The organism is Streptomyces sp. OfavH-34-F, from assembly GCF_022347745.1.
Lineage (GTDB): Bacteria > Actinomycetota > Actinomycetes > Streptomycetales > Streptomycetaceae > Streptomyces.
In genome coordinates this window covers 1-24,113 of the sequence record NZ_JAKRGC010000003.1, presented here as the reverse complement: position 1 = coordinate 24,113, position 24,113 = coordinate 1, and the positions used below count along the sequence as shown (strand labels likewise).

Annotated in this window: 19 protein-coding genes; 6 read left to right on the top strand and 13 right to left on the bottom strand. The window is 71.3% G+C overall.

What is annotated here, in order from left to right; all coding sequences use genetic code 11:
* Positions 1-5 precede the first annotated feature (5 nt).
* The 3 genes from MHW47_RS01340 to MHW47_RS01330 form a co-directional block, all read right to left on the bottom strand.
* Positions 6-1,055, bottom strand: coding sequence for a LacI family DNA-binding transcriptional regulator (locus MHW47_RS01340; RefSeq protein WP_239220710.1), 1,050 nt, complete (start codon positions 1,053-1,055; stop codon positions 6-8).
* 9 nt (positions 1,056-1,064) lie between these two features.
* Entirely contained in the window at positions 1,065-2,612 is a 1,548-nt protein-coding gene (locus tag MHW47_RS01335; RefSeq protein ID WP_239220709.1) for a glycoside hydrolase family 43 protein, read from the bottom strand.
* An 85-nt stretch (positions 2,613-2,697) separates the two neighbouring features.
* Complete coding sequence (locus MHW47_RS01330; protein ID WP_239220708.1) at positions 2,698-4,143, bottom strand: endo-1,4-beta-xylanase; 1,446 nt, start codon at positions 4,141-4,143, stop codon at positions 2,698-2,700.
* Between the two features lie 424 nt (positions 4,144-4,567).
* Here MHW47_RS01330 and MHW47_RS01325 point away from each other — a divergent pair, with 424 nt between their 5' ends.
* Positions 4,568-6,034, top strand: a complete 1,467-nt coding sequence (locus MHW47_RS01325; RefSeq protein WP_239220707.1) for a non-reducing end alpha-L-arabinofuranosidase family hydrolase — start codon at positions 4,568-4,570, stop codon at positions 6,032-6,034.
* A gap of 61 nt (positions 6,035-6,095) precedes the next feature.
* Here MHW47_RS01325 and yjfF read toward each other — a convergent pair whose 3' ends face one another.
* The 4 genes from yjfF to MHW47_RS01305 all read right to left on the bottom strand — a co-directional run bounded on the left by yjfF (position 6,096) and on the right by MHW47_RS01305 (position 10,690).
* Positions 6,096-7,079: a galactofuranose ABC transporter, permease protein YjfF gene (gene yjfF / locus MHW47_RS01320; RefSeq protein WP_239220706.1), complete on the bottom strand. Its 984-nt coding sequence runs from the start codon at positions 7,077-7,079 to the stop codon at positions 6,096-6,098.
* Positions 7,076-8,083, bottom strand: coding sequence for an ABC transporter permease (locus MHW47_RS01315; protein ID WP_239220705.1), 1,008 nt, complete (start codon positions 8,081-8,083; stop codon positions 7,076-7,078). Before MHW47_RS01315 ends, yjfF begins: the two co-directional genes overlap by 4 nt.
* Entirely contained in the window at positions 8,080-9,627 is a 1,548-nt protein-coding gene (locus MHW47_RS01310; protein WP_239220704.1) for a sugar ABC transporter ATP-binding protein, read from the bottom strand. Before MHW47_RS01310 ends, MHW47_RS01315 begins: the two co-directional genes overlap by 4 nt.
* Before the next feature lie 76 nt (positions 9,628-9,703).
* Positions 9,704-10,690, bottom strand: coding sequence for an ABC transporter substrate-binding protein (locus MHW47_RS01305; protein WP_239220703.1), 987 nt, complete (start codon positions 10,688-10,690; stop codon positions 9,704-9,706).
* A gap of 353 nt (positions 10,691-11,043) precedes the next feature.
* On the opposite strand from MHW47_RS01305, the gene MHW47_RS01300 reads away from it, so the two are divergent.
* A complete protein-coding gene (locus tag MHW47_RS01300) occupies positions 11,044-12,039 on the top strand; it encodes a LacI family DNA-binding transcriptional regulator (protein ID WP_239220702.1) in 996 nt (331 codons plus the stop codon).
* 36 nt (positions 12,040-12,075) lie between these two features.
* Here the strand turns inward: MHW47_RS01300 and araD are convergent, their stop codons facing one another.
* The 3 genes from araD to araB all read right to left on the bottom strand — a co-directional run bounded on the left by araD (position 12,076) and on the right by araB (position 16,111).
* Positions 12,076-12,789 (bottom strand): L-ribulose-5-phosphate 4-epimerase AraD, encoded by a 714-nt coding sequence (gene araD / locus MHW47_RS01295; protein ID WP_239220701.1) that lies wholly within the window; start codon positions 12,787-12,789, stop codon positions 12,076-12,078.
* Positions 12,790-12,821: 32 nt separating this feature from the next.
* Entirely contained in the window at positions 12,822-14,330 is a 1,509-nt protein-coding gene (gene araA / locus MHW47_RS01290; protein WP_239220700.1) for an L-arabinose isomerase, read from the bottom strand.
* Between the two features lie 74 nt (positions 14,331-14,404).
* On the bottom strand, positions 14,405-16,111 hold the full coding sequence (araB, locus tag MHW47_RS01285; protein ID WP_239220699.1) for a ribulokinase: 1,707 nt from the start codon (positions 16,109-16,111) through the stop codon (positions 14,405-14,407).
* Positions 16,112-16,370: 259 nt separating this feature from the next.
* Between araB and MHW47_RS01280 the strand changes: the two genes are divergently transcribed.
* Together MHW47_RS01280 and MHW47_RS01275 are read left to right on the top strand one after the other, a co-directional pair.
* The gene (locus MHW47_RS01280; RefSeq protein WP_239220698.1) at positions 16,371-16,955 is read left to right on the top strand and encodes a TetR/AcrR family transcriptional regulator; all 585 of its coding nucleotides are present in this window, start codon (positions 16,371-16,373) and stop codon (positions 16,953-16,955) included.
* An 84-nt stretch (positions 16,956-17,039) separates the two neighbouring features.
* Positions 17,040-17,201, top strand: a complete 162-nt coding sequence (locus MHW47_RS01275; protein WP_239220766.1) for a hypothetical protein — start codon at positions 17,040-17,042, stop codon at positions 17,199-17,201.
* 60 nt (positions 17,202-17,261) lie between these two features.
* Here the strand turns inward: MHW47_RS01275 and MHW47_RS01270 are convergent, their stop codons facing one another.
* The 3 genes from MHW47_RS01270 to MHW47_RS01260 all read right to left on the bottom strand — a co-directional run bounded on the left by MHW47_RS01270 (position 17,262) and on the right by MHW47_RS01260 (position 20,993).
* Positions 17,262-18,920 carry a catalase gene (locus tag MHW47_RS01270; RefSeq protein ID WP_239220697.1) on the bottom strand — a complete coding sequence of 553 codons (1,659 nt, stop codon included), beginning with the start codon at positions 18,918-18,920 and terminating at the stop codon, positions 17,262-17,264.
* A gap of 143 nt (positions 18,921-19,063) precedes the next feature.
* Positions 19,064-19,306 carry a DUF6480 family protein gene (locus MHW47_RS01265; protein WP_239220696.1) on the bottom strand — a complete coding sequence of 81 codons (243 nt, stop codon included), beginning with the start codon at positions 19,304-19,306 and terminating at the stop codon, positions 19,064-19,066.
* Between the two features lie 127 nt (positions 19,307-19,433).
* A complete protein-coding gene (locus tag MHW47_RS01260; protein WP_239220695.1) occupies positions 19,434-20,993 on the bottom strand; it encodes a polysaccharide lyase family 1 protein in 1,560 nt (519 codons plus the stop codon).
* Between the two features lie 619 nt (positions 20,994-21,612).
* Between MHW47_RS01260 and MHW47_RS01255 the strand changes: the two genes are divergently transcribed.
* Together MHW47_RS01255 and MHW47_RS01250 are read left to right on the top strand one after the other, a co-directional pair.
* Entirely contained in the window at positions 21,613-22,527 is a 915-nt protein-coding gene (locus MHW47_RS01255) for a diiron oxygenase (protein ID WP_239220694.1), read from the top strand.
* 24 nt (positions 22,528-22,551) lie between these two features.
* Positions 22,552-24,113: FAD-dependent oxidoreductase (locus tag MHW47_RS01250; RefSeq protein WP_239220693.1), on the top strand; the 1,562-nt coding region annotated here is incomplete at its 3' end.

The window sequence follows — 24,113 nt, the reverse complement described above, 5'->3', positions numbered from 1 at the left end:
CCGCGTCAGCGCGGCGACGCGGGGACGGGTCCGGTGGAGGCGCGCAGGACCAGTTCCGTGGCCAGCTCCATGCGGGCGGGCGACCGGGCGCCGGCGTTCTCGCCGCCGGAGAGTTCGAGGAGCAGTTTGACGGCGGCGGCCCCGAGTTCGGTGCTGGGCTGCCGGACGGTCGTCAGACCGGGGGTGATGTACTGCGCCTCCGGCAGGTCGTCGAAGCCGATGACGCTGATGTCCTGCGGAATGCGCAGGCCCCGGGCCGCCAGGGCGTCGTACACGCCGAGGGCCATGGAGTCGGCGCAGGCGAAGATCCCGGTGATGTCCGGGTCGCCGTCGAGCAGGGTGTGGGTGGCGGCGGCCGCCTTGGCGCGGTTCCAGCCGCCGTGGGCGACCGAGACGGTGGTGTCGCCGACGTCCGTGGTGTCGGCGGCGGCGCGGAAGCCGTCGACGCGTGCCCGGCTGAAGAGGTGGCGGGCGTGGCCGGCGACGACTCCCATGCGCGCGTGCCCCAGGGACAGCAGGTGCTCGGCGGCCATGCGGCCGCCTTCCCAGTTCGCCACGCCGACGCTCGCCACCCCGGAGGGGGGTGTGCTCATCGGGTCGATCAGGACCAGCGGGACGCCTGCGGCGAAGAGGGCGCCGAACTCCGGCGACGCGGGATCGACCAGGGCGCCGACGACGCCGGTGCTGCGTCTCCTCAGCACCCGCGAGACCCAGTCGCTGTGCGGCTCCGCCAGCGTCAGGACCACGTCGACGCCGGCGGCGGCGGCCTCGCGTCCGGCGCCGGCGATGAGCAGGTTGGCCCACGATCCCTCGAAGTGGGTGACGACGAGGTCGATGACCGGGGACAGCCCGCTCTCGTCCCGTACGCTCTCGCTCTTGGCGCCGGCGCGGCGGGTGTAGCCCACGGCCCGTACGGCCTCCATGACCTTCGCGCGGGTCTCCGCGGAGACGTCCGTCCCGCCTCGCAGCACCTTGGACACGGTGGGGACGCTCGTGCCGGCGGTCCTGGCCACCAGGGAGAGTGTGGGGCGCGATCCGGCTGGTCGAGGCGGCATGGGAAAAGGTTAGCCCAAGCGGTGGTCCTCTCCGTGGGGGGCCGGGACGTACTCGAACCAGTCGAAGGCGACCGATCCGCGGGTGGCGTACATCCCGATCACCCGGCCGGTGAAGCCGCAGGCGACCTCGGTGGACAGGTAGCGCCCGTCCAGTTCGGCGAGCGGCCGGGCGTCCGGCGCGTCGGGGTCGCCGAGCCAGAACGCGAGGGTGTCGGGGCCCGTGGTGCCGCCGTCGGTGAGGTGGGGTGAGGCGGGGACGAGCCGGGTGGTCCTGACGGTCACCGTGAGGCGCACGGGTCCGGCGGGGACGGGCCGGCGGGCCAGGGTGCGGTGCAGGGGTCCGATCCGGGCGCGGACGCGGACCTCCCCGTCCCCCGCCTCCAGTTCGTAGTGGTGGGCCTCGTCCAGGCGTACGCACAGGCCCCCGGTTCCCGTGCCCGCGTCGAGCAGGGTGCCGGCGCGGCAGTCGTGGTGCTGCTGCCGCCTGCCGACGAAGGTGTACCCGGGGGTGTCCAGGGTGGGGCCGGTCGCGTGGAGGAGGAGGCTGCCGGGCCGTTCGGTGAGCGACCAGGAGTGCGCGGGCCGGGCGAACGGCGAGATCCAGTGCGGCGCGAGGGCGGGGGTGTCGAAGTCGTCCCGGGCGGCCGGGGCGGGTACGGGGTGCCAGGCCCTGGCGGGGGCCGGGTGGGTCTCGGGGACGGGCGCGACGACGGGCCAGCCGTCCTCGTCCCACTCCACGGGGGTCAGGAACGTCTCGCGGCCCAGGACGTGCACGTCGGGGGTGAAGCCGCGGGGGCGGACGCCGAGGAGCACCATCCACCAGCTGCCGTCGGGGGCCCGGACCAGGTCGGCGTGGCCGGTGTTCTGGATGGCGCGGGCGGTGCCGCTGTGGGAGAGCAGCGGGTTGGCGGGGGCGCCCTCCCAGGGGCCGCGCGGTGAGCGGCTGCGGGCGACGGAGACGCTGTGGCCGCGTTCGGTGCCGCCCTCCGCGATCAGCAGGTACCACCAGTCGCCGATGCGGTAGAGGTGGGGCGCCTCGGGGAACTTGAGGCCGCTGCCCGACCAGGTGGCGAAGGGGCCTTCCAGCACCCGGCCCCGCTCCGGGTCGATCCTGGCCAGGTTGATGCCCCCGGCGGGTCCGGAGAAGGCGCACCAGCAGGTGCCGTCCTCCTCCCAGGCGAGGTCCGGGTCGATGCCGGTCAGGTCGAGCCAGACGGGATCGCTCCACGGTCCTTCGGGCCGTTCGGCCGTCACGACGAAGTTGCCGCCGCCGTCGATGTTGGTGTTGACGACCCAGAAGCGGCCGTCGTGGTGACGGATCGTGGGGGCGTAGCAGCCCCCGGACGCCTTGGCGCCGGGGAGGGGCAGCGGCAGCTGGTCCGGCCGGTCGAGCACGTTGCCGATGTGCTCCCAGTGGACGAGGTCGCGGCTGTGGTAGAGCGGCAGCCCGGGGAAGTACTCGAAGCTGGAGCACACGAGGTAGTAGTCGTCACCGGCCCGGCACACGCTCGGGTCGGGGTGGAACCCGCTGATGACCGGGTTCTGGTACAGGTGCACGGAGGTCCGCCTGTCTCGGGACGGGTGTGCCGCGAGGGCCGCCGCGCTGACGGCGGCGGCCCTGCGGGGTGGTGCGGTGGTCCGGTCAGGAGGACACGGTCCAGTGCTGGTTGGTGCCGTTCCAGCAGGAGTAGAGCTGGATGCGGGTGCCGTTGGAGGTGCCGGCTCCGACCGCGTCGAGGCAGAGGCCGGACTGGACGCCGGAGATGGAGCCGTCCGAGTTGAGGCGCCACTTCTGGTTGTCGCCGCCCCAGCAGCTGTAGATCTGGACCTTGGCGCCGTTGGAGGTGCCGGCGGCGTCGAGGCACTTGTTGCCGTACACCCTCAGCTCACCCGCCGAGGTGTACGTCCACTGCTGGTTGGTGGCGTTGTTGCAGTCCCACAGCTGGACCTCGGTGCCGTCGGCGGTGCCGGCGCTGGGGACGTCCAGGCAGCGGCCGGAGGCCACGCCCTTGATCGCTCCGGCGCCCTCGTTGCCGCCGCCGTCGGGGGGCGTGGTCGAGCCGCCGTTCAGCGCGTCCAGGACGGCCGGGTAGGCGGACTTCTTGTTGCCGTTGCCGTCGAACAGCAGCGGGGTGTCGCCGGAGCGCCAGGAGTCGGTGTCCCGGACGCCCCAGACGGTGATGCCGAGGCAGCGGGAGACGGCCAGGCAGTCCTTCACCACGTTGGAGTACGTGGTGGGCGAGGCGCCCTGGATGTCCAGCTCGGTGATGGCCACGTCCACGCCGAGGGCGGCGAAGTTCTGGAGCGTGGTGCGGAAGTTGCTGTTGTAGGGGCTGCCGCTGTTGAAGTGGGACTGGAAGCCGACGCAGTCGATGGGCACACCGCGCTGCTTGAAGTCCTTGACCATGTTGTACATGGCCTGGGTCTTGGCCCAGGTCCAGTTCTCGACGTTGTAGTCGTTGTAGCAGAGCTTGGCGGACGGGTCGGCGGCGCGCGCGGTGCGGAACGCGACCTCGATCCAGTCGTTGCCGGTGCGCTGGAGGTTGGAGTCGCGCCGGGCACCGGAACTGCCGTCCGCAAACGCCTCGTTGACGACGTCCCACTGGGCGATCTTGCCCTTGTAGTGGGCCATCACGCCGTTGATGTGGTCGTTCATCGCCTGGCGCAGCGCGCTGCCGCTGAGGCTCTGCATCCAGCCGGGCTGCTGGGAGTGCCAGGCCAGGGTGTGGCCGCGCACCTTCTTGCCGTTCTGCACGGCCCAGTTGTAGACGCGGTCGGCGGCGCTGAAGTTGAACTGGCCGCGCTGCGGCTCGGTCGCGTCGATCTTCATCTCGTTCTCGGCCGTCACCATGTTGAACTCACGGGACGCGATCGAGGTGTACGCGGAGTCGCCGAGCCGGCCCGAGGCGATGGCGGTGCCGAAGTAGCGGCCGCTCTGCGCGGCGGCGGCGCCGAGCGGGGACTCGGCGGCCTGGGCCGACGGGGCGGTGAGTGCGCCGGTCGCGGCCATGGCGCCGACGAGCAGGGCCGGCAGCAGCGCGCGCAGCGGCCGGCGGAGTGCGGATCTCGGAAGGGCGTACGAGCCCATGACGGTGCCTCCAGGGTAGACATCACAGAAGGACTGCCTCGCAGCGAGGTGCGCCGTCCGCCCAGGGGGTCGTGAGCGGGCGGACCGGTCTCTGCGCGGAGCTGTGAGCGGGGGTGCCCGGTCCCTCAGACACGGATGATTGAGGTTTTGACGGTTCATCGTCAATACCTCGGACAGAAATTATTTCCGCAGAATTCTCGAAATATTTCGGCAGCTCAACCCGGCTCTCTGGTCCGGCAATCAGCAACGAAGCTCAACGGATCTCCGCGCCACATCTTGACTGTGAGCGCTAACATTTCTACCTTGTGGCGACACGAGCTGACGCCGTCTCGAAATCTTTCGAAGCAGAACTCTGCCCTTTTTCGCGCACTCGCTCACCGGCTGCTCGGCTCACTCCACCCATCCCTCCCCAGGAGGTCTCCGCATGCGTTCCCACCATTCGCTCCGCCTCGGTCCAGGGCGCCTGCTCGCGCTGCTGGCGCCGCTGCTGCTCGTCGCCGGCTTCCTCGGCGCCCAGCCCGCGCACGCCGCGTCGGTCGACACCAACGCCTCGTACGTCCTGGTCAACCGGAACAGCGGCAAGGCCCTGGACGTCTACAACCTGGCGACCGGCGACGGCGCCCGCATCACCCAGTGGACCCGGAACGACCAGAGCCAGCAGCAGTGGCAGTTCGTCGACTCCGGCAACGGCTACTACCGCGTCAAGTCCCGCCTCTCCGGCAAGGTGCTCGACGTCTACAACTGGTCCACCGCCAACGGCGGTTCGATCGTCCAGTGGAGCGATCTGAACGGCACCAACCAGCAGTGGAAGCTGGCCGACAGCTCGGACGGCTACGTCCGGCTCATCTCCCGCCACAGCGGCAAGGCGCTGGAGGTCCAGGGCGGTTCCACCGCCGACAACGCCGAGGTCGTCCAGTACGACGACTGGAACGGCTCCAACCAGCAGTGGAAGCTGGTCAAGGTCGGCAGCGAAACGCCCGGCGCGTGCGACCTGCCGTCCACCTACCGCTGGAGCTCGACCGGCGCCCTGGCACAGCCCAGGAGCGGATGGGCCTCGCTCAAGGACTTCACGGTCGTCCCGTACAACGGCAAGCAGCTCGTCTACGCCACCACCCACGACCTGGGCTCCAGCTGGGGGTCGATGAACTTCAGCCTCTTCGACGACTGGCCGCAGATGGCGTCGGCCGGGCAGAACGCGATGTCGTCCGCGACCGTGGCGCCCACGCTCTTCTACTTCGCACCGAAGAACATCTGGGTGCTCACCTACCAGTGGGGCGGCACCGCCTTCTCCTACCGCACGTCCAGCGACCCCACGAACGCCAACGGCTGGTCGGCCCCGCAGGTGCTGTTCTCCGGGTCCATCAGCGGCTCCGGCACCGGGCCCATCGACCAGACCCTCATCGGTGACGGCAGCAACATGTACCTGTTCTTCGCCGGTGACAACGGCAAGATCTACCGGGCGAGCATGCCGCTCGGGAACTTCCCCGGCAGCTTCGGCTCCACCTCGACCGTCATCATGAGCGACACGACCAACAACCTGTTCGAGGCCCCGCAGGTGTACAAGCTCCAGGGCCAGAACAAGTACCTGATGATCGTCGAGGCGATCGGCTCGCAGGGCCGCTACTTCCGCTCGTTCACGGCCACCAGCCTGAACGGCCAGTGGACGCCCCAGGCCGCGACCGAGAGCAACCCCTTCGCCGGCAAGGCCAACAGCGGTGCCACCTGGACCAACGACATCAGCCACGGTGAGCTGATCCGGACCAGCGCCGACCAGACCATGACCGTCGACCCCTGCCACCTCCAGCTCCTCTACCAGGGCCGCAGCCCCTCCTCCGGCGGCGACTACGGCCTCCTGCCCTACCGGCCGGGCCTGCTCACGCTGAACCGCTGACCCCAGCGGGTCCGGCCGGCACCGTCGCGTACGGTGCCGGCCGGACCACGTGCCGGGGCGTTCACCGACGCTGCCGCACGATCAGACGCTGGAGCACGATGAAGGCGAGCAGCAGGGCACCAATGACGATCTTGGTCCACCAGGAGCTCAGCGTGCCCTCGAAGGAGATCAGGGCCTGGACGGTGCCGAGGACGAGCACGCCCGCGGTCGACCCGGCCACATAGCCCACCCCGCCGGAGAGCAGCGTCCCCCCGATCACCACCGCGGCGATGACGTCCAGCTCCATGCCCACCGCGTGCAGCCCGTAGCCGGAGAGCATGTACAGCGCGAACAGCAGACCGCCCAGGGCCGAGCAGAGACCGCTCACCGCGTACACACCCACCTTCGCGGCCGTGGTGGGCAGCCCCATCAGGCGGGCCGACGACTCGCTGCCGCCCACCGCGTAGACGGTCCGGCCGAAGCGGGTGAGGTGGAGGACGTACGCCCCGGCGGCGACCACCAGGAGGGCCACCACCACGCTGTAGGTCACCGTGACGTCGCCGGGCAGGACGAACGTGCCGGTGGCGAAGTCGCGGAAGGCGGTGTTGTCGATGGACACCGACTCGACGCTGATCAGGAAGCACAGACCGCGCGCCAGGAACATCCCCGCCAGGGTGACGATGAACGGCTGCACGTCGAAGTAGTGGATCACCAGGCCCATCAGCAGCCCGAGGACCGTGCCGACGGCGAGGACGGCGAGCACGGCGAGCAGCGGCGGCCAGCCCGCCCGCAGGGTGGCGGCGGCGATCATCGTGGACAGCGCGGCGACGGCGCCCACGGACAGGTCGATGCCGCCGGTGAGGATGACGAAGGTCATGCCCACCGCGAGGACGATGAGGAAGGCGTTGTCGATGAACAGGTTCGCCACGACCTGGCCGGAGGCGAAGTCCTGGTAGCGCACCGAACCGATGCCGAACGTCACCAGGAAGACCACCACGGTGGCGACGACGGGCAGGAATCGCTGGGGAAGACGCCGCCCCGCGGCGGCGAGGGTCGACGCGCTCATCCGGCGGCCACCTTCTCGGATCGGGGTGCGGACACGGGGGACTTGCGCCGGCCGGCGACGACGCGGGCCATGCGCGGGGACTGGAGCAGGCAGACGAGGATGACGACGACGGCCTTGAACAGCAGGGTGACGTTGGTCGGGACGCCGATGGTGTAGACGGTCGTGGTCAGCGTCTGGATCACCAGCGCGCCGACGAGGGTGCCGGCGAGGGAGTAGCGCCCGCCGGCGAGCGAGGTGCCGCCGATCACCACGGCCAGGATGGCGTCCATCTCGATCCACAGGCCCGCGTTGTTGGCGTCGGCCGCGCTGACGTTGGAGCTGATCATCAGCCCGGCCACGCCGGCGCAGAGGGCGGCGAACACGTACACCGTCCAGGTGATGGTGCGGGACCTCACCCCGGCGAGCTTGCTGGCCTCGGGGTTGGCGCCCACCGCTTCGATCAGCATGCCGAGCGCGGTGCGCCGGGTCAGCAGGGCGACGCCGCCGAGGACGGCGAGGCTGATCAGGATCGCGATCGGCAGGACGAGGAAGCCCGCGCCGATCTTCCGGTACGCCGGGTTGCTGATGGTGACGATCTGCCCCTCCGTCAGGAGCATCGCCGCACCGCGGCCGGCCGTCATCAGGACGAGCGTCGCGATGATCGGCTGGATGCCCACCACGGAGACCAGGAAGCCGTTCCACAGCCCGAGCAGGACGCAGACGCCGAGGGCCAGGAGCACGGCGGTGACGACGTCCCCGCCGTCGGCGATCCAGGTGCAGCCGATGGCGCCCGCGATCGCGGCGACGGCGCCGACCGACAGGTCGATGCCGCGGGTGGCGATCACCAGGGTCATGCCCACCGCGATGAGCATGGTCGGCGCGCCGTTGCGGAGGATGTCCACCAGGCTGCCGTACAGGTGCCCGTCCTGGATGCGGAGTTCCACGAAGGACGGGGTGTAGACGACGTTGAGCAGGATGAGGCCGGCCAGTGCGATCAGCGGCCAGAGCAGGCGTCCGCGCATCATGAGGCCACCGCCGCGTCGGTGTGGGCGTCCGCCGCGATGGCCGACATCACGGCGTCCACCGAGACGTCGTCCCCGGACAGCTCGGCGACCTTGTGCCGGTCGCGCAGCACCACGACCCTGTCGGACACCCGGACCACCTCCTCCAGTTCGGCGGAGATGAAGAGCACCGCCATGCCTTCGGCCGCCAGTTCGGCGACCACCTTCTGGATCTGCGCCTTGGCACCGACGTCGATGCCCCGGGTGGGCTCGTCGAGGATGAGGAGGCGGGGTTTGGTGACGAGCCAGCGGGCCAGCAGCACCTTCTGCTGGTTGCCGCCCGACAGGTTGCCCATCACGGCGTCGGGGTCGGCCGGCCGGATGTCCAGCCGCTCGATGTATTCGGCCACCATGGCCTCGGCGGTGCGGCGGGGCACCGGGCGCGCCCAGCCCCGTGCCGCCTGGGTGGCGAGGACGAGGTTGTCGCGCACGCTGAGGTCCGCGACGACGCCCTCGGCCTTGCGGTCCTCCGAGCAGAACGCGACGCCCTTGGCGATGAGGGCGCGGGGGCCCCGGAACCGTACGGTCTCACCGGCGACGGTGAGGGTGCCGCGGTCGGGGCGGTCGGCGCCGCACAGCAGCCGGGCCAGTTCGGTGCGCCCGCACCCGAGCAGTCCGGCGAGGCCCACGACCTCGCCCTCGTGGATGTCCAGGTCGAACGGTTCGATGGCGCCGGAGCGGCCGAGGCCGCGTGCGGTCAGGACGGGCTCGCTGCCCGGGGCCCGCTGTTCGGAGCGCCGTTCGACCTCGGTCAGGACGCCCAGTTCGCGGCCGAGCATCGCGGAGACGAGCGCCATGCGGTCGAGGTCCTTGGGCAGGTACTCCCCCACCAGGGTGCCGTTGCGCAGCACGGTCATCCGGTCGGCGAGCGCGTAGACCTGGTCGAGGAAGTGGGAGACGAAGAGGATCGCCACCCCTTCGTCGCGCAGCACCCGGACGATCCGGAACAGTTCCTCGACCTCGTCGTTGTCGAGGCTGGAGGTCGGTTCGTCCAGGACCAGCACCCGCGCGTCCACGACCAGGGCCCGTGCGATGGCCACCAGTTGCTGGACGGCGATGGAGTGGCTGCTCAGGACGGAGGCCGGGTCGATGGTGAGGCCGATGCGGGCGAGCAGTTCGGCGGCCCGGACCCGCATGGCCCGTCCGTCGATGGCGCCGAACCTGCGCGGTTCGTGGCCGAGCAGGATGTTCTCGGCGACCGACAGGTTGGGGCAGAGGTTGACCTCCTGGTAGACGGTGCTGATGCCGGCGGCCTGCGCCTGGCCGGGGGTGGTGAACTCGACCGGCTGCCCCTTCAGCCGGACCGTGCCGGCCGTCGGCCGGTGCACACCGGTGAGGGCTTTGATCAGGGTGGACTTGCCGGCTCCGTTCTCACCGAGGAGGGCGTGGACTTCGCCGGGGAAGAGGCGGAAGTCGACGCCGGAGAGCGCCTTGATGCCGGAGAACTCGACGGTGATGCCGCGCATGTCGACGACCGGACTGGTGCCGGCCGCGGGGGAATCGGTCATGACCCGTGCTTTCGTCAGGGGGGAGCAGCCCCGCCCGCCGGGCCCGGTCGGCCCGGTGGTGGGGCTGCGGCTCGCGTCAGTACTTCCGGTCCTTGAGGACCTTCGCCGCCTGCTCGGAGGTGAAGGCGGTCTCCTCGGTGACGACGCGCGCGGGGACGTCCTCGCCGTTGACGACCTTCTTGGCCAGGTCCATCAGCTGGTCGCCGAGGAGGGGGTTGCACTCGACGATGTAGTTGATCTCGCCGTCCGCCAGCGCCTGCATGCCCGCCTTGACCGCGTCCACCGTGATGATCCGGATGTCGGTGCCGGGCTTCTTGCCCGCCGCCTTGATCGCCTCGATGGCGCCCAGGCCCATGTCGTCGTTGTGGGCGTAGACCACGTTGATGTCCGGGTGGGACTTCAGCAGCGCCTCCATGACCTGCTTGCCGCCGGCCCGGGTGAAGTCGCCGCTCTGGGAGGCCACGATCTTGATGTCGGACTTGCCGCCGATGACCTCCTTGAAGCCCTTCTGCCGGTCGATGGCGGGGGCGGCGCCCGTCGTGCCCTGGATCTCCGCGACGTTGACGGGGCCCTTGGCGTTCTCGGTGAGCCACTTGCCGGCCTTGCGGCCCTCCTCGACGAAGTCGGAGCCGAGGAACGACTTGTAGAGGGAGGTGTCCTTGGAGTCGACGGCCCGGTCGGTGAGGATGACCGGGATCTTGGCGCGCTTGGCCTCCATCAGAACCGCGTCCCAGCCGGTCTCCACCACCGGGCTGAAGGCGATGACGTCCACCTTCTGCTGGATGTAGGAGCGGATGGCCTTGATCTGGTTCTCCTGCTTCTGCTGCGCGTCGGAGAACTTCAGCTCGATGCCGGCCTTCTCGGCCGCCTCCCGTACGGACTTGGTGTTGGCGGTGCGCCAGCCGCTCTCCGCGCCCACCTGTGCGAAGCCCATGACCAGCTTGTCGCCGCCGGACTTCTTGGTACCTCCGCCGTCGCCGCCGCTTCCGCAGGCGGTCAGCGTGGCCAGCGCCAGGGCGCACCCTGCTACGGCAATCCTCTTGAACACAGCGTCGTCCTCCATCGTGTGCCATGCGTCCCTGCCACCGATCTCATGTGATCGGGGCCACGGGCGTTAAGAGTGAGCGCTAACATTTGCCCAGTCAACCCCCTGGGAAGCCACAACTTGGCATCGTGGGAGGGGTTGCGCAAGAGGCGAGTGTTAGCGCTCACTAGAGGCGGGGCGCCGCCGGTGGGCGAACCACCGGCGGCGAGGTCCCGCATCGCGCGGGCCGTACGGCCGCCGGGGCGTAGATTGAACGGGCATGCGGATCGCCCGCGGTTCACGGCACACGGCCGGGCCGCGGCGGTCACCGTCAGAAGGAGATGAGTGTGGAGGACGCCGCGGTGGCGAGTCCAGTGGTACGAGAGCCGGCGATGACCGATGTCGCCCGGCTCGCGGGTGTGTCCCACCAGACGGTGTCCCGCGTGCTCAACAGCCACCCCAACGTGCGCGAGCAGACCCGGCTGAGGGTCCTCGCGGCCGTCAAGGAGCTGGGCTACCGCCCCAATCGCGCGGCACGCGCCCTGGTGACCGGACGCTCCCAGCTCATCGGCGTCATCGCCCAGAACTCCACGCTGTACGGTCCCTCCTCGCTGCTGGCCGCGTTCGAGATCGCCGCCGCCCGGCAGGGGTTCGCCGTGAGTGTGCACCGGGTGCCGGAGCTGGGCCGGTCCTCGATCACCGCCGCCGTCGAGCGCCACCGCGACGAGCGCGTCGCGGGGATCGTGGTCATCGCGCCCACGGCGTCGGCGGACGCCGCGCTGGCCGGTGCGCCCGCCGAGGTCCCGCTGGTCACCGTCGACGGCGACCCGGACCGCAGCGCGCCCATGGTCTCGGTCGACCAGGAGCACGGCGCGTACCAGGCCACCAGGCACCTGCTGGAGGCCGGACACGAGACCGTGTGGCACATCTCCGGCCCGCCCGACTGGTTCGACGCGGCGGGCCGCATCCGGGGCTGGCGCCGGGCCCTGGACGAGGCGGGCGCGGAGGTCCCCCCGGTCAGCACGGGCGACTGGACCGCCGCCTCCGGGTATCTCGCCGGCCAGATGCTGGCCCGGATGCCGGAGGTCACCGCGGTGTTCGCGGCCAACGACCACCAGGCCCTCGGCGCCCTGCGGGCGATGACCGAACGGGGACGCTCCGTCCCGGACGAGGTCAGCATCGTCGGCTTCGACGACGTGCCGGAGGCGGCGTACTACTCCCCGCCGCTGACGACGGTCCGCCAGGACTTCGGGGCGGTCGCCACCACGACGCTCGACCTGCTGCTCGGCCTGGTGAACGGGGCGGAGACCGCCGGCGCGGACGCCCAGCCCGTCATCACGCCGGAACTCGTGCGGCGGGAGAGCGTGCGGCCGCCCCGGCGGGCCTGAGCCGGGACGGCGTCCGTACGCTCCTTGTGAACGGGCCTACACGGCCCCGGGGTTGCCGTAGTAGGCGTCCGGGCCGTGCTTGCGGGTGAAGTGGCGGTCCAGCACGTGCTGGGGCGGCTCCACCGCGCCCAGGGCCATGGTGTGCAGGGCCATCTCGGCCACCGCCTCGCAGATGATCGCGTGCTCCAGGGACGCGGTGGCGTCGGCGCCCCAGGTGAAGGGCCCGTGGTGGGCGACCAGGGCGCCGGGGACCTCCCGCGCGCGGGTGTCGTCGCGCTCCAGGAGGTCCACGACGACCTGCCCGGTGTTGTACTCGTAGTCCTTGGCGCACTGCTCGGGTGTGAGGGGCGCGGTGACCGGTACGGGGCCGTTGAAGGTGTCGGCGTGGGTGGTGCCGAGGACCGGTATGGCGCGGCGGGCCTGGGCGAAGGCGACGGCGTGCGTGGAGTGGGTGTGGGTCACTCCCCCGATCGACGGGAACGCCAGATACAGGCTGCGGTGGGTCTCGGTGTCGGTGGACGGGCGCAGCCGGCCCTCCACGACGCTGCCGTCGTCGAGGGAGACGACGACGAGGTCGTCGATGCCCAGTGCCTCGTAGGGCACGCCCGACGGTTTGATGACGAAGACGCCGGCGTCCCGGTCGACGCCGCTCACGTTGCCCCAGGTCAGGGTGGCGAGCCCGGCTCGGGGGATGCGGAGGTTGGCTTCCAGTACTTCTCGGCGCAGTTCGTGCGAAGCGGTCCTGCCCACGGAGGGCTCCGTCCTGGTGGGGGTGGATGCGGTCACAGGCTCTGGGCCAGTCGGTGGTACGCCTGGTTCCAGCGCAGTTCCCGGGCGAAGTGGCGCATGGTGGTGTCCTCGTCGATCACGACGAGTTCGGTGCGCAGCATCTGGGCGAGGTCGTCGAGTTCCTCGCCGCCGAGCGCGGTGGTCAGCACGGTGTGGTGCGGCGCTCCGGCCGTGAGCCAGGCCTCGGTGGAGGTGCGCAGATCGGGGCTGGGCCGCCAAACGGCGCGGGCCACCGGGAGCTTGGGCAGCGGTTCCGGCGGGGTGACGACGTCGATGTGGTTGGCCACGAGGCGGAACCGGTCGCCCATGTCGGCGAGGCCCATGACGACGGCCGGGCCGGGGGCGGCGTCGAAGACGAGCCGGACCGGGTCCTCCCGGCCGCCGATGCCGAGCGGGTGGATCTCGCAGGACGGGGTCGCCGCCGCGATGGAGGGGCAGACCTCCAGCATGTGGGCGCCGAGGATGAGTTCCTCGCCGGGGGTGAGGTCGTAGGTGTAGTCCTCCATGAAGGAGGTGCCGCCGGGCCGCCCGTACGCCATGGCCTTGAGGGTGCGCAGCAGGACGGAGGTCTTCCAGTCGCCCTCGCCGCCGAAGCCGTAGCCGTCGGCCATCAGCCGCTGCACGGCGAGGCCGGGGAGCTGGCGCAGTCCGCCGAGGTCCTCGAAGTTGGTGGTGAAGGCGTGGAAGCCGCCCTCGATGAGGAAGGCGCGCAGTCCGGCCTCGATGCGGGCCGCGTAGCGCAGGGAGGCGTGGCGGTCGCCGCCGGCGCGCAGTTCGGGGGCGAGGGTGTAGAGGTCCTGGTACTCCTCGACCAGGGCGGTGACGGTGTCCTCGCCGGCCGCGTCGACCGCGGCGACCAGGTCGTTGACGCCGTAGGTGTTGACGGAGACGCCGAAGCGCAGTTGGGCCTCGACCTTGTCGCCCTCGGTGACGGCGACGTCGCGCATGTTGTCGCCGAAGCGGGCGAGCTTGAGCTGGGAGAGTTCGGACCGGCCGAGGGCGGCGCGGGCCCATCCGGCGATGCGGTCGGCGACCTCCGGGGTGGTGACGTGGCCGGCGACGGTCTTGCGGGGGACGCCGAGGCGGGTCTGCACGAAGCCGAACTCGCGGTCGCCGTGGGCGGCCTGGTTCAGGTTCATGAAGTCCATGTCGATGGTGGACCAGGGCAGTCGGCGGTTGGCCTGGGTGTGCAGGTGCAGCAGGGGTTTGGTCAGCGCGTCCAGGCCGGCGATCCACATCTTGGCCGGGGAGAAGGTGTGCATCCACGCGATGAGGCCGACGCACCGGTCGTCGGCGTTGGCCTCCAGGCAGATCCTGCGGATGGCCGCCGCGTCGGTGAGCACCGGCTTCCAGACCAGGCGGACGGTCATGCCGGGCTGGTCGGCGAGGGTGTCCCGGATGGTGCGGGACTGGTCGGCGACCTGGGCCAGGGTCTCCTCTCCGTAGAGGCCCTGGCTGCCGGTGAGGAACCAGATCTCGTGGTCGGGCGGGGCGAGCGTCATGTCGGGTGTGCTCCTCAGGGGTGCGGTGGTGGAGAGGTGGGACCGGTGGCCGGGCGGGTGCCCGGGGCGCGCGGTCAGGCGGTGGGGGTGGCGCGCGCGGTGTTGCGCAGCCTCCGCAGGCGGTGCAGGAGCAGGTCCGGGCCGGTGCCGAAGTGGTCGTGCAGGGCGCGGTATTCGGCGAACAGCGCGTCGTAGGTGTCGGCCCGCGCGGGGTCGGGGGTGTACGCGTGCCGCTGGACGCTGCCCATGACCGAGGCGGCGGACCGGACGTCGGGGTGGGCGCCGGCGGCCACGGCGGCGTGGATGGCCGAGCCGAGCGCGGGCCCCTGTTCGGAGGTGCCGAGGGAGACCGGGCGGCGCAGGACGTCGGCGCAGATCTGCATGAGCAGCGCGTTCTTGCGGAGTCCTCCGGTGACGATGAACTCCTCGACGGGGATGCCGCCCGCCTCGAACGCCTCGACGATGACGCGGGTGCCGTAGGCGGTCGCCTCGAGCAGGGCGAGGTAGACGTCCTCGGGCCGGGTGTCGAGAGTGAGGCCGACCAGGACGCCGGAGAGGTGGTGGTCGACCAGGGTGGAGCGGTTGCCGTTCATCCAGTCGAGGGCGACCAGGCCGTGGGCGCCGACGGGCCGGCCCGCGGCCTTGCGGGTGAGGAGCTGGTGCAGGTCCTCACCCGTGGCGGCGGCCTCGGTGCGGTAGTCCTCGGGTACGCCCTGGCGGAGCCACCAGGCGAAGATGTCGCCCACGGCGCTCTGGCCGGCCTCGTAGCCGTAGGCGCCCGCCACGATGCCGCCGTCGACGACGCCGCAGATGCCGGGGACGTCCGCGAGGGTGGCGCCGTTGAGGACGTGGCAGGTGGAGGTGCCCATGATGGCGAGCAGCCGGCCGTTCTCCACCGCGCCGGCCGCGGGGGCGGCCACATGGGCGTCCACGTTGCCGGTGGCGACGGCGATGCCCTCGGGCAGGCCGGTCCACTCGGCCGCGACGGCGCTCAGTCCGCCGGCGCGGGAGCCGAGCGCGGACAGCGGGTGTTCCAGGCGGGTGGCGGGGAAGTCCGCGAAGTCGGGGTGCAGCCCGGCGAGGAAGTCGGGGGACGGGTAGCGGCCGTCCTGGTGGATGCCCTTGTAGCCGGCGGTGCAGGTGTTGCGGGACTCGGCACCGGTGAGCTGCCAGACGATCCAGTCGGCCGCCTCGATCCAGCGGGCGCAGGCGGCGTAGACGGCGGGGTCCTCCTCCAGCACCTGGAGGGCCTTCGCGAACTGCCACTCGGAGGAGATCCGGCCGCCGTAGCGGCCGATCCAGGGTTCGCCCCGCTCGTGGGCGAGGGCGTTGATGCGGTCGGCCTGGTCCTGGGCGGCATGGTGCTTCCACAGCTTGGGCCAGGCGTGCGGCCGGTCGGCCCACTCGGGCAGCAGGGCGAGCGGCACGCCGTCGGCCGTGGCCGGCAGCACGGTGCAGGCGGTGAAGTCGGTCCCGATGCCGATGACGTGCGCGGCGTCCACGCCCGCGTCGGCGAGCGCCGCGGGGACGGCGGTGCGCAGCACGTCGCGCCAGTCCTCGGGGTGCTGGAGCGCCCAGTCGGGGGGCAGCGGTGCGTCGGTGAGCGGCAGGCGGTCCTCGATGACGGCGTGCCGGTAGGCGTGGACGGCCGAGCCGAGTTCGGCGCCGTCGCGGACCCTGACGACGACGGCGCGCCCGGAGAGGGTGCCGAAGTCGACGCCGACCGTGCATGCCTCGGGATGGTGAGGGTCGAAGGAGACGGGAAGGGCGTGAGTGGTCACGGTGCGGTCTTTCTCGTCAGGGCGGAAGGGAGAGGCGTACACCCGGCAATGATTGTTAGCGCTCACAACCGAATGAGCAAGAGCCTCGCAGCACCTTTGCAGGACGCTGGCATGCGGAGGAATGAACGAGAGGAGATTAAGTGAGCGATAACATGCGCGGCGAACGCGGGGCGGGCCGACCGGCGGCGGCGACCGCGGGGCGCAGGCGGCGCACCCCGTTGATTGACCGCTCGTTCCAGATACACCTAGGGTCTGCGGCATGGCCAGGACCAAGGAGTTCGACCCGGACGCCGCACTGCAGGCGGCCCTGGAACTGTTCTGGCGGCGCGGCTACGAGGCGACGTCGCTGTCCGACCTGGTCGAGCACCTCGGCATCGGCCGCGCCAGCATCTACGCCACGTTCGGCAGCAAGCACGAGCTGTACCTCAGGGCCCTGGACCGGTACGCCGAGATGCGCGAGCCGGCCCTGGTCGCCGAGTTGTCCCAGCCCGGCCCCGCCCTGCCCGCGGTGCGCGCGGTGGTACGCCGCTTCGCCGCGGAGGCCGTCGCCCCCGGGAGCCGGCTGAACGGCTGCTTCGTCACCAACACCGCCGCCGAACTGTCGCCCCACGACCCGGCGGCGGCCCGCCGGGTCGAGACGAGCTGGGAACACACCGAGACCCTGCTGCACTCCGCGCTCGTGCGGGCGCGGGCCCAGGGCGAGCTGCCCGAGGACCGCGACCCCCGGGCGCTGGCCCGGATGCTGCTCGTACTCCTCCAGGGCGTACACGTCGTCGGCAAGGCGTCGGACGACGCCGCGCGGGTACGGGACGCGGCCGAACAGGCGCTGACCCTGCTGGACTGACCCCCCGCCCTTCCCCGGACCGGCCCCGGCTCCCGGAGCGGCGCGCACTCCACGGCCGCTCCCACCCCTCCGCACGACCGCATAATGAACCGATCGGTCAGATATCAGGGCGTCACCGCAAGGAACGGATTCACCGGCGGGACCGCCCTCGTCATCGGCGCGGGCGGTGGCCTCGGCCGCGCCCTCGCGCCCACCCTCGCCGCCGGGGGCGCGTCCGTGATCGTCACGGGCCGCACCGCGTCCTGACGGCGGGCGACCACGCCGCGGCCCTCCCGCGACGGGTCGCGGGAGGGCCGGTGGGGCGCCTCAGCGGGTGACGACGTGGCGTTCGTCCGGGACGCAGTGGGTCATCGTCAGACCCTCGACGTCGCGGGGCGGGTTGTCGCCCAGGCGGGCGAGGCGGGCCCGGTCCTCGTCGGTCAGGTCCTGGCCGGGCAGGGGCTCCAGGTGGGCGACGTCCCCGGCGGCGATGTCCAGGCCCTTGCCGATGGCGAGGCCCAGTTCGTTCTCGACCAGCAGGAAGTGCCAGACCATGCGCTCCTGGACCGGGCGGTCGCACTGCGCGAGCAGGGTGACCAGGTTGTGCACGAGGTCGTCGCGCTCCCACTGCTCCATCAGGAGATAGCGCTGCCCGGCCTGGAGGTAGTCGTTGGCGCGCGGGATGCGCTTGCGGGTGAGCCGGCCGCGCACCTCGGGGCCGACCTCGTCGTGCGTCGGGTACTGCGCCTCGCGCAGGCCCCCGGTGATCGACGGTTCGTAGTTGACGATCGGGTTCTCCCCGCCGCCGTCCACGTGGTACGTCATCTGCCCGTCGCGCTGGTTGGTGCGGACGGTGGCGTTCTTGGCCTGGTTGACGGGGAGTTGCAGGTAGTTGGGCCCGACCCGGTAGCGCTGGGTGTCGCTGTACGAGAAGGTGCGCCCGACCAGCATCTTGTCGTCGGAGAAGTCCAGCCCGTCCACCAGCACGCCGGTGCCGAAGGAGATCTGCTCGTTCTCCGCGAAGTAGTTCTCCGGCATCCGGTCCAGCACCATGCGCCCGACCGGCTGCGGCGGGAAGTCCTGCTCGGGCCAGGTCTTGGTGTCGTCCAGCGGGTCGAAGTCCAGCTCGGGGTGGTCGTGGTCGTCCATCAGCTGGACGCGCAGTTCCCACTCGGGGTAGTCGCCGCGCGCCACCGACTCGTACAGGTCCTTGGTGGCGTGGCCGAGGCTGTCCGCCTGCACGTTGGCGGCGTCCTCCTCGGTCATGCTGCGTACGCCCGCCTTGGGCACCCAGTGGTACTTCACGAGGAAGGACTCGCCCGCCTCGTTGACCCACTTGTACGTGTTGACGCCGAAGCCCTGCATGTGGCGGTAGTCCGCCGGGATGCCGCGCGGGCTGAACAGGTTGACCAGCATGTGCATGGACTCGGGGGTCTGCGACATGAAGTCGAAGATGCGCCGCGGCTGCTGCTCGAACGTGACGGGGTCCGGCTTGAGCGCGTGGATGACGTCGGGGAACTTGATGGCGTCCCGGATGAAGAAGATCCCCAGGTTGTTGCCGACCAGGTCCCAGTTGCCGTCCTCGGTGTAGAACTTCACCGCGAAGCCGCGCGGGTCGCGGGCCGCCTCGGAGGAGTCCCGGCCGCCGATGACGGTCGAGAAGCGGACCGCCACGTCCGTGCGCTTGCCCCGCTCCTGGAACAGCTTGGCGCGGGTGAAGCGCGAGATCGGCTCGTCGCCGAAGGCACCGAACGCCTCGAAGTAGCCGTACGCGGTCACGCCGCGGGCGTGCACCACGCGCTCCGGGATGCGCTCGCGGTCGAAGTGGCTGATCTTCTCGAGGAACTGGTAGTTCTCCAGCGTGGCCGGGCCGCGTGCGCCGATGGTGCGCTGGTTCTGGTTGTCGTAGACCGGATGGCCCTGCCGGTTGGTGAGCGTCTCGCGCTCGTCACCGGGGGCGGCACCCCTGCTCGATACGTCCGTCACGTGCTCCGACTCCTTCGAAACGTGTACGTATGCTCCTTTCCATCAAGTTATGCGAGGTTTGTCCGCCGGGCAGGGCGGGGCCAGCCGTCCGTGCGGGCCACCCGCTCCGGGCGTTCGGCCGTCCGGGTCGCCGCTCCCCCGCGTCAGACCAGCAGGATGATCGCATACACCAGGAAGAACGCGGCGACGAGCAGCACCACGGCGGCGATCAACACCAGGGGGCCCTTCGCCCAGCCCTTCGGCGGGTTGTACGTGGTGTCCTGCGGCCCCGCGCCCGACAGGCTGCCCTCGGCGGGCGGGGTCTCGCCGGGCGGCACCAGGCGTTCGGGCGGGGCGGCGGGGTCGCCGGGGCGCGGTTCGGGGTCGGGGGTCTGTGAAGGAGTCATGTGATCCACGTTCCCCGATGACCGCCGGATTCGCCCGTCCACAGCCCGCTCGCGGCCGCCGCACATGAAGCGGCCCGGTCCGGGGCCGATGCTCCCGGACCGGGCCGCCCGCTCGGGCGGGTCGCCGCTATCCGGCGTACGTCTCGAACTCCGCGACCTTGGGCGTGCCGTTGGCCGAGGTGATCTCGAAGGTGATCTTGCGCAGCGAGGTGGCCGGGAAGCCGATGGTGCCCGCGCCGCTGCCGGACTTCAGGACCGCGCCGCTGTCCGCGTCCAGCAGCCGCCAGGAACCGATGACGCCCTGGGCGCCGGCGGCCTCGCGGATGGTGACGGACGAGACGGTGGTGGCGGTGCCCCACTTGATGGAGACGGAGCCGGTCGAGCCGGCGGGCGACCAGTAGGTGCTCATGTCACCGTCGCGCACGTTGCCGTAGCTGGTTCCGCTCGCCTTGCTGGAGCCGTCCGAGCCCGCGCCGAGGCTGAGGTTGGTGCCGGTGGGCGTGGTCGGGTCGGTCGGGCTCGGGGTGGGATCGGTCGGGCTCGGGGTGGGGTCGGTCGGGCCGGGCGTGGGGGTCGTCGTGGAGCAGTCGCCGTCCGAGACCTTGAGGCCCTTGCCGGCGCCCGCCGTGGCCGCCACGATGGCCGGCACGCAGGAGGCGTCGTCGAGGGTGTACGCGTAGGGGATGCTGATCGAGGTGTTGGACTGCGGGTTCGGGCCGGCCGGGTGGTTCTCGGCGCCGGGCTGGGACCAGGTGACGTTGTCGAAGGTGTTGCCGCTGACCTGCCAGTACCCGGTGGTGTCGGTGTAGAAGGTGCCCAGGACGTCCTTGGAGTCCTTGAAGTAGTTGTTGTCCACCTTGGCGTGGGCGCCGGCCCGGGAGTTGATGCCGGACTTGTTCAGCTTGACGTAGTAGTTGTTGTAGATGTGGGCGGTGCCGCCGCGCAGCAGCGGGGTGCGGGAGTCGACGTTCTCGTACCGGTTGTGGTGGAACGTGACGTAGCCGTTGTCGAGCTGGGTCTCGCTGGAGCCGATGAGGCCGCCCCGGCCGGAGTTGCGCAGGATGCTGTAGGACAGCGTGACGTACTGGGTGTTGTCCTTCATGTCGAAGAGGCCGTCGAACCCGTCGTCCTCGCCGCCGGACGCCTCCAGGGTGGCGTGGTCGACCCAGACGTTGCGGACGTCGCTCTCCATGCCGATGGCGTCGCCGCCGTTGGAGGTGGGCGAGCCGGACTTCTTGACGTTCCTGACCGTCACGTTCTGGATGATGATGTTGCTGGACTGGCGGATGTGGATGCCCAGTTGGTCGAAGACGGCCCCGCTGCCGACTCCGACGAGGGTGACGTTGCTGATCTGCTTCAGCTCGATGAGCCCGGCCGCCGTGTTGCAGCTGTCGCCGGACACCTTGGCGGTGTTGGCGTGGTTGATGGTGCCCTCGACCTCGATGACGATCGGGGTGCTGCTGCTGGCGCGGGAGCACAGGGCCTGGTGGATCTCGGTGCCGGTGGTGGCCCGTACGGTCTTGCCGCCCGCGCCGCCGGTGGTGCCGCCGTTCTGGGTCGCGTAGCCGGTTGCCCCGCCCGTGACGGCCGCCGACGCCTCGGGCATCGTCAGGATCGCCCCGGTCGCGGCCGCCAAGGCCATCGTGGACAGCGCCGCGGAGAGTCGCAGCGCGACTGGTCGCCTCATGTTCGTTCCCATTCGTCGTCGGTGCACGGGTACTGGAGGTGGGGGCAGCAGCCCGCGCGGATGACCGCGGGGTGACGCCTGCCGTAACAAGACCTGAAGCCGGGGGAAAGCGCTTTCTGGTGGCTGAGAATAGAACTGTCATGCCCACGAGGACAAGGATGTGAACAGCGAAAGAACGCGCTCTCTTGAATTGGGCACGACAAAAGGGGGTGTGACCGGGCGCAACCCTCCCGTAACGACCGCGAGGCCCCCGCCCGCCCGGACAACCGGCTGGACGAAGGCCTCGCGGCGACCGGGAAGCGGACGGCGCCGGAGGCTCCGGCACACCCCCGCGGGCGGGCCGGGCCATCGCGCGGTACGCGCCGCCGCCCTCGGCGATGTCGAGTCGGGTCCGGTGTGCACACCGGGGCCACGTGCCCGCCCGCCCCGTGGAGAGTGCGTGGGAATTTCGCCCCGGGGGGTAGTTCGCGCGCGCCTCTTGCTATACCTTCCGTCTAACAGCTTGCTAGACGCCACGTCTAACAAGAGAGGGCGGCGCTCGTCGGCGGGCGATCCCATCGGGAAGCGGATGGGGGCCGGACGACGCCGGGGCCGATCCATTCAGTCAAGGAGCCGCAGCATGGCAAGCAGCACCGTTCGGCCGGAGGACCAGGACCGGGCCGCCGAGCAGGACGTCGCCCGGCGCCTGCTCGATTCGTCCGCGAAGCTCTCGTACGACCCGGCCGTCGAAGTGGACTGGGACACCCCGCTCGACGAGGACCACCACGGGGCCAGCCCCGAGTGGAGCACCCTCTACGGCACCCCGTACTGGGGCGAGTTGACGGAGGCCCAGCGCAAGGCGCTGACCCGGCAGGAGGCGGCATCCGTCGCCAGCACCGGCATCTGGTTCGAGATGATCCTCCAGCAGATGGTGCTGCGCGACATGTACGCCAAGGACCCCACCGACCCGCGCTTCCAGTGGGCGCTGACCGAGGTCGCCGACGAGTGCCGGCACTCGATCATGTTCGCCCGGGGCGCGGCGAAGCTCGGCGCGCCTGCGTACCGGCCGCGCCGCCCGGTGGTCGAACTGGGCCGGGCGTTCAAGACGCTCGCCTTCGGGGAGGCCGCCTACGCGGCGATCCTGGTGGCCGAGGAAGTCCTCGACGTGATGCAGCGCGACTGGATGCGCGACGAGCGGGTCGCGCCATTCGTCCGCACCATCAACAACATCCATGTGGTGGAGGAGTCGCGCCACATGAAGTTCGCCCGCGACGAGACCCGCAAGCGGCTGCGCGACGCCGGTCCGGTGCGCCGCCACCTCAACGCGCTCGTCGTGGCGATCGCCTCGTACTACATCGTCACCAGCATGGTGAACCGGGACGTCTACACCCACGCGGGCCTGGACGCGGCGCGGGCACGGGCCGAGGCGAAGACCAACGAGCACCACAAGTCCCTGATGCGGTCCAGTTGTTCGGGGCTGATGGAGTTCCTGGCCTCGGCCCGTCTGCTGACGCGGCCGGCCATGTTCTTCTACAAGCGCGCCCACCTGATCTGACCCGAGCGAGAGCCCGAGCCGACCATGACCTACGCCATCACCCAGACCTGCTGCAGCGACGCCACGTGTGTCGCCGTGTGCCCCGTCAACTGCATCCATCCGACGCCGGACGAACCGGACTTCGGGCGCACCGAGATGCTGTACGTGGACCCGCGGAGCTGCATCGACTGCGGGGCCTGCGCCGACGCCTGCCCGGTGGACGCGATCCTCCCGGCGGACCGCCTCACCGGGTCGCAAGCGGAGTACGCCGCCGTCAACGCGGCCTACTACGCGGACCGGGAGCCGGAGCCCGCGACCGGGCCCAACTTCCATGCCTGGGGCGCCCCTTCGTTCACGCGCAGCCTACCGTCGGACTTCGCGCCGATCCGGGTGGCGGTCGTCGGCACCGGGCCGGCCGGGATGTACGCGGCGGAGGACCTGCTGCTGCACACCAACGCCGAGGTGACCCTGGTGGACCGGCTGCCGGTGGCGGGCGGCCTCGTCCGCTACGGCGTGGCGCCCGACCACCCGGGCACGAAGGGGGTGGGCGAGACCTTCTCCCGCTTCCACTCCCACCCCCGGGTGCGGATGCACCTCGGCGTCGAGGTGGGCAAGGACGTGACCGCCGAGGAACTGGCCGCGCACCACGACGCGGTGATCTACGCGGTGGGCGCGGCCGCCGACCGCCGGCTGGGCATCCCCGGCGAGGACCTGCCGTCGAGCATCGCGGCGACCTCGTTCGTCTCCTGGTACAACGCGCATCCCGAGGTGGCGGCGGACGCCGTGGACCTGTCGCGCGCCGAGCGGGTGGTCGTCGCCGGGAACGGCAACGTGGCGCTCGACGTGGCCCGCATCCTCGTCACGGACCCGGCGGGACTCGCGGGCACCGACATCGCGGACCACGCCCTCGCCGCGCTGCGCGGGTCGGCCGTCCGCGAGGTGGTCCTGCTCGGCCGGCGCGGCCCCGGGGAGGCCGCGTGCACCGCGTCCGAACTGCTGGCGCTCAAGCACCTGCCGGGGGTGGAGCTGGTGGTGGACGACCACGACCCGCGCATCGGTCCGGCGATCGAGGGCGCCGCGCCGGGCGGTCCGGCGGCGCTGCTGCGGGACGTGCGGCGCGAGCGGGTGGACTGGTCGCGGCCGGCCGGGGAGGGCCGCCGCATCGTGTTCCGCTTCCACTCGGCGCCGCTGGAGGTCATCGGCACGGACGACGTGGCGGGGGTGCGGGTCTCGGCGGACGGGGACGCGGCCCGGATTCCGGCGGGGCTGTTCCTGCGGGCCATCGGCTACCGAGGGCTGGCCGTGCCGGGGCTGCCCTTCGACGAGGCGAGCGGGACCGTGCCGCACGAGGGCGGCCGGGTGGCGGGCCTGTCCGGTACGTATGTGGTCGGCTGGATCAAGCGGGGGCCGTCCGGGGGCATCGGCGCCAACCGCACCTGTGCCGCCGAGACGGTCGGCACGCTGCTGGCGGACGCGGTGGCCGGTGCGCTCCCCTCCCCCGCCCATCCGGCCAGGGCGTTCGGCCGCCTGGTCCGCAGCCGCAACCGGCACGCCGTGGACGCGCGCGGCCTGGCCGCCATCGACCGGGCGGAACGCTCGCGCGGGCG